This window comes from Atlanticothrix silvestris CENA357 (genome assembly GCF_016056295.1).
Taxonomy (GTDB): domain Bacteria; phylum Cyanobacteriota; class Cyanobacteriia; order Cyanobacteriales; family Nostocaceae; genus Atlanticothrix; species Atlanticothrix silvestris.
Map to the genome: position 1 here is coordinate 1 of NZ_JAECZB010000070.1, position 5,413 is coordinate 5,413.

Annotated in this window: 4 protein-coding genes and 1 pseudogene; 2 read left to right on the forward strand and 3 right to left on the reverse strand. The window is 40.5% G+C overall.

Annotation, left to right across the window (positions count from 1 at the left end; genetic code table 11):
• Positions 1–826, forward strand: an 826-nt coding sequence (gene psbA / locus I8751_RS18395) for a photosystem II q(b) protein (RefSeq protein WP_214440569.1), incomplete at its 5' end; no start/stop codon positions are given.
• Between the two features lie 429 nt (positions 827–1,255).
• Complete coding sequence (locus I8751_RS18400; protein WP_214440570.1) at positions 1,256–2,095, forward strand: GNAT family N-acetyltransferase; 840 nt, start codon at positions 1,256–1,258, stop codon at positions 2,093–2,095.
• 190 nt (positions 2,096–2,285) lie between these two features.
• On the opposite strand, the gene I8751_RS18405 is transcribed toward I8751_RS18400, so the two are convergent.
• The 3 genes and pseudogenes from I8751_RS18405 to I8751_RS18415 all read right to left on the reverse strand — a co-directional run.
• Complete coding sequence (locus I8751_RS18405) at positions 2,286–2,888, reverse strand: DUF411 domain-containing protein (protein WP_225894236.1); 603 nt, start codon at positions 2,886–2,888, stop codon at positions 2,286–2,288.
• 114 nt (positions 2,889–3,002) lie between these two features.
• The gene (locus I8751_RS18410; RefSeq protein ID WP_214440571.1) at positions 3,003–4,571 is read right to left on the reverse strand and encodes a tetratricopeptide repeat protein; all 1,569 of its coding nucleotides are present in this window, start codon (positions 4,569–4,571) and stop codon (positions 3,003–3,005) included.
• Positions 4,572–5,059: 488 nt separating this feature from the next.
• A pseudogene (locus tag I8751_RS18415) lies at positions 5,060–5,413 on the reverse strand (IS701 family transposase); the annotation flags it as partial.

Genomic DNA, 5,413 nt, shown 5'->3' on the forward strand with positions numbered 1-5,413 from the left:
CAACGCTATCGGTTTGCACTTCTACCCAATCTGGGAAGCAGCTTCCTTAGATGAGTGGTTGTACAACGGTGGCCCTTACCAATTGGTAATTTTCCACTTCTTGATCGGTTGCGCTTGCTACCTAGGTCGTCAGTGGGAATTGTCCTACCGCTTGGGAATGCGTCCTTGGATCTGTGTAGCTTACTCAGCGCCTTTGGCATCAGCTACCGCAGTATTCTTGATCTACCCAATTGGTCAAGGTTCATTCTCTGATGGTATGCCCTTGGGTATCTCCGGAACCTTCAACTTCATGATCGTGTTCCAAGCAGAACACAACATCTTAATGCACCCCTTCCACATGTTAGGTGTGGCTGGTGTATTCGGCGGTTCTTTGTTCTCTGCAATGCACGGTTCTTTGGTGACATCTTCCTTGGTACGTGAAACCACCGAAACCGAATCACAAAACTACGGTTACAAGTTCGGTCAAGAAGAAGAAACCTACAACATCGTAGCTGCCCACGGCTACTTCGGTCGTTTAATCTTCCAATACGCTTCCTTCAACAACAGCCGTTCACTGCACTTCTTCTTGGCTGCATGGCCAGTAGTAGGCATTTGGTTCACCGCTTTGGGCATCAGCACAATGGCGTTCAACCTCAACGGTTTCAACTTCAACCAATCAGTAATTGATTCTCAAGGTCGCGTCATCGCTACTTGGGCTGATGTCATCAACCGCGCTAACTTGGGTATGGAAGTAATGCACGAGCGTAACGCTCACAACTTCCCCTTAGACTTGGCTGCTGGTGATGTTGCTCCTGTTGCTTTAACTGCACCTGCAATCAACGGCTAATCTTTAAGTCCTAGCTAAATTAAAAACGCCTCCCGGTAACGGGGGGCGTTTTTTGTATTGTATTGCACTTATATTTAATTGGACTTGGGTATCAAGGCAGGGGAAACGCACCTTATTTCCTAACAAAAACTAATAAGGATTTCAAAATCATTTATATAAGTGCAAAATTTGACAAAACAGATAAACAGAATAAATTGATTCTTTGGCTAACACGTAAATTAGCTTATCTCTAATGAAAGAACTCTTGTCTAAGGATAAATTAGCTAACTATTCAGCCATGAATAAGTAAACTTATCCCTAAAAATAAGTAACAATTATAACTAAATTATTGACAGGCTAGTTTACGCTAAAGCTAAAACTCTTTCTAAATAGTTATTGGTTTACTGTAGATAACACAACTCTTTTCTTGGTTCGTGAGTCAGGCAAATTATGCAACTACATCGATTCGACAACATTCAGGAGTTCTGGCACTCCACTCAGGCTTACTTACTCCAGCATCAGGTAGAAAACAATGTTTTGCTCAGTATTTCGCATACCTTGTTGCATAACCCAGAACGTTATCTAGGCAAGCCTTATTTAGCAATTGTCCAAACAAGTGGTGAGATTCTGGCTGTTGCCATCCGCACCCCACCCCAAAAATTGATCCTATCCAAAGCCAAAAATATGGATGCCTTGCGGTTAATTGCTCAAGATTTGCGTCAAGAGCAACTGCCAGGAAGTATGGGACTGGCTTTTGAGGCAGAAATATTCTCGCAGACTTGGCAAGCCCTGACAGGACAATTCTATCAACCGTCGGTGGTAATGAAAATTTACCAATTAATGGCAGTGCAAACAGTCTCAACGGCCAGAGGATATCTTAGACTGGCAACTGAAGGCGATCGCTCTATTTTGATTAAGTGGCTTTCTGCATTTTTATCTGAGATCGATGAGGCGGTGAGCGAAGATGTCGAACACCAGGTAGATAATCGGTTGAAACAGCAGAATACTTATTTTTGGGTTGATAGCACTCCAGTTTCAGTTGCGTCTAGTAAACAAGTGTTACCTACAATTGGTCGGATCAATTTAGCTTATACACCACCAGAGTATCGTCGTAAAGGATATGCCACTACCTGTGTCGCTGCATTAAGCCAAAAACTGCTAGACCAGGGATGCCGCCATTGTTTCCTCATAGCAGATTTAGCCAATCCCACAGCCAATCATATTTATCAAGCGATTGGGTATCGCCCCCTAAGCGATTGGCATGAATACTCATTCACCTCCAAGCAGTAAGCATAATAAAGCAATCGCTTCCAGGCTTGGGAAATAAATCAAACCAGAAATATTAATTTTTTTATCAGATCTTAACCTTGTTTGCCATTGAGAGTACTTTAGATGCGTTCGCCCTGGGTATCAAGGCGATCGCGCTCAATAAGGCTGACAAATTGACGGCGATTTATTTTGGTCATAATTTATCATTAAATTAGTAAGATTGATACTCTTTAAAAACTTCCACTTCACCTTTTTTATCAAACGCCATAATTGTAAACGGCTGTTTTATATTTCCTGATTCCATACCTGGCGTTCCTAAAGGCATTCCCGGCACGGCTAAACCTATAAATTGAGGCTTTTGTTTTAAAAAACGTTTAATATCGTCGGCAGGTATATGTCCTTCCATTACATAGCCATCAATAATTGCCGTGTGACAAGATGCTAAATCTTGAGGCAAGTTGTACTTTTGTTTAATTGCCTCCATCTCTTCAGTTTTGATATCTTCTTTAATTTTAAATCCTTGCTTTTGTATATGTTCAATCCACGCTCCACAGCAGCCACAAGACGGACTGCGATAAATTGTAATTTCTCGGTTTCCTGAATAAGATTCAGTTTTTTTGTCCCATATACTTGTGGTAGGAATTAATTGAGAATTGCTTATTACTGTTTGTGCATTATGGCTCAAATGAACATTATTTTCTTTACTCAACGCAAGTGCTGTTGCATAAGTAGTAAATAGAAAGCCCGTGGTAATTATTGCTACTAATAATACACGAGATAACTTATTCATCCAGTCAGATAAACGTTTTTTCATTTTTAAAAGGTGCTTAGAACGAACTGCACAGCAAAATCGGAATGATGACCTTGATTGCGCTGGCAATTACAGTAGTATTTGTCTATATTTTTACAAAAAATTACTGCTCCAAAACTACTCTAATCCTATTTTTTTGTTATCTTTACCCTGTGCTTGCAAACTTGCCTGCAAGCCAAATAAAGAACGTCCATTATGGGGATACTTTTCTAAATCGGCTCGAAACATTTTCTCCGCTTCTGTATAATCAGCCTTAGCCAATAGCACATTGCCCAGTGCTTCTCGTGTAGGAAAATACCAGTCTGGTGGTTCTACATAATCAAGGGCATCTTCTGCTATGACTGCTTGTTGTAATAAATTAATCGCAGAGTCATAGTCATGATTGGCTTTGGCAATGTTGGCATCCAGATATTTTGCCGCAATATCTAGAATACGATTGGCCGGGGTAAATCCAATAGTAGCCCCAGCAGGAATTTTTTGTTTGGCGGCTAGCAAAGCACGACTTTCATTTCTTGCAGCCTTCAGTTTGCCTGTAGCTGCATTGGCCATACCGCGAGTAAAATGCCAGAGTGCTGTAGTAGTAGGTAATTTGCCATCAGGAGCAGGAGTTTTTAAAACACTATCCCAATCACCAAACCGTGTCTGAATGAGCATTTTGTTGCCTAAGAATCCCTCAAGCATGGGTAAATATGGGTCAATAGAGGCAGCATTTGTCACCAACTTATCGGCAGCTTGTAGAGCATCTTGATATCTGCCTGCCATGCTGCTAGCTATCATCATAAAATGCACATTATGGTTGTAGTACATCAAAGGATAAATACCTTCGACTTGATGATTACGCAGATAAATATCATCTTGAGCGATCGCCCGCTTGTTTGCAAGCATTGCCCCTTCATAATCTCCCACACGAAAATAAATGTGGGAAGGCATGTGTACCAAATGTCCGGCTGCGGGAACTAGGGTTTCTAATCGCTTCGCACTCTGGAGGGCACGTTCTGGAAAAGGCGACGCTTCCACAGCATGAATGTAATAATGATTAGCTCCCGGATGGTTGGGGTCGCGTTGCATGACCGATTCTAAAACAGCTACAATCTCTCCCGTATCGCCCTGTGGTTTACCTTGTTTAGTCCAGAGCTGCCAAGGATGCAAATCCATCAGACTTTCAGCATAAAGTGTTGCTGCATCTAAATCATCAGGATAGCGCTTAGTTAGATTTGCCATAGCTTTGGCATAATCTACTGCCAATTGATGCAAATCTGCATCTCGATTATTAGAGTAGCGCTTTGCTAAAGCAGCGATGTAGTCTTGTTCTGAAAGTGGTGCTTGGGGGGATAGTGCTAAAGCTTGTTGTATGGCTTGATAGGCGACTTGTTCTCGCTGAGGATCTATATCTAAGTTAATATTTGCTCCTACACCAAGGGCAATTCCCCAATATGCCATTGCTAGTTTTGGGTCAAGTTCGGCAGCGTATTTAAAAGAACGTACCGCTTCATCATGATTAAAAGCGTAAATTAAATTTAATCCCTGATCAAAAAACTTTTGCGCTTCGGGATTACTGGTAGAAACAGCATGGTGATGTGTTCCCAGTCCAGATATCAAATTATCAGGCTGTTTTGTTTGGGCAAATACCTCGCTGGGAATGACTAATGATAATACAAGTACCCAAATTACAAATAAGTACTTCATTTTCGTAATTCCAGTTTTTCAAGATTTTTTATGTTTGCAATCTCTCAGCGTTTACTCGTTTTGCATCTAAACAAGAACCACTATAAATTTCACACTTCTTTGAAGTAAATTTATGCAAATTGCAGAGAATTGTGAGAATTTAAAAAGGCTGAAATTCTAGCTTTTAGCTTTGGTTATGCCTATAGTACAAGTAACTTGAGAGAAATCGCCCATTGCTTTATGCTTCTTTAACTTAGCTGCCAGCTTTCAAGTTAGCCCCAACAAAAAGAAGATCGCGCTCCCTCAGCACCAAACATGGAAAAGATTTGTTACCTAACACCAACTCTCTGTAAACTTGCACTTAATAATGAAATCCTCAACTGATCTCTTTCTTTGCGTACTTTGCGTACTTTGCGGTTCGTTTAATAAATATTAAGTGTATCTTCATGGAGAATTGGTATAACCCTTTTCTGTCACTCTCCTGAAGTAAAAATCTTTTAATTGTACTTTTATCCATCAGGAAGATAAGGTTTGAACTCATTCATAATCCTGGTTAAAACTAAAAAACCTTTGACTAAATCAGGGATGCGAAATACTTCAAGCCAAGGAGAAATTAAACAAAAAAATATCTTCGGCTGTATGATGAGACGGAGGTTATTCAAAGTACTTTTCCAACTTGTTTCATGATGCCACCATGAATGTAAACAGAACTTATCTGTGATTTCATCAGGTACAGAATCTGTTTCATGTGAAGTATTATCGTTCTGGTAATGTCTCAATCTTTTGAATGGTTCTGATTGCAGACTGATCATGAAGTAAGTAGAGAAAATGATTTCCCACCATCGCTCTATTTCTTGATAATC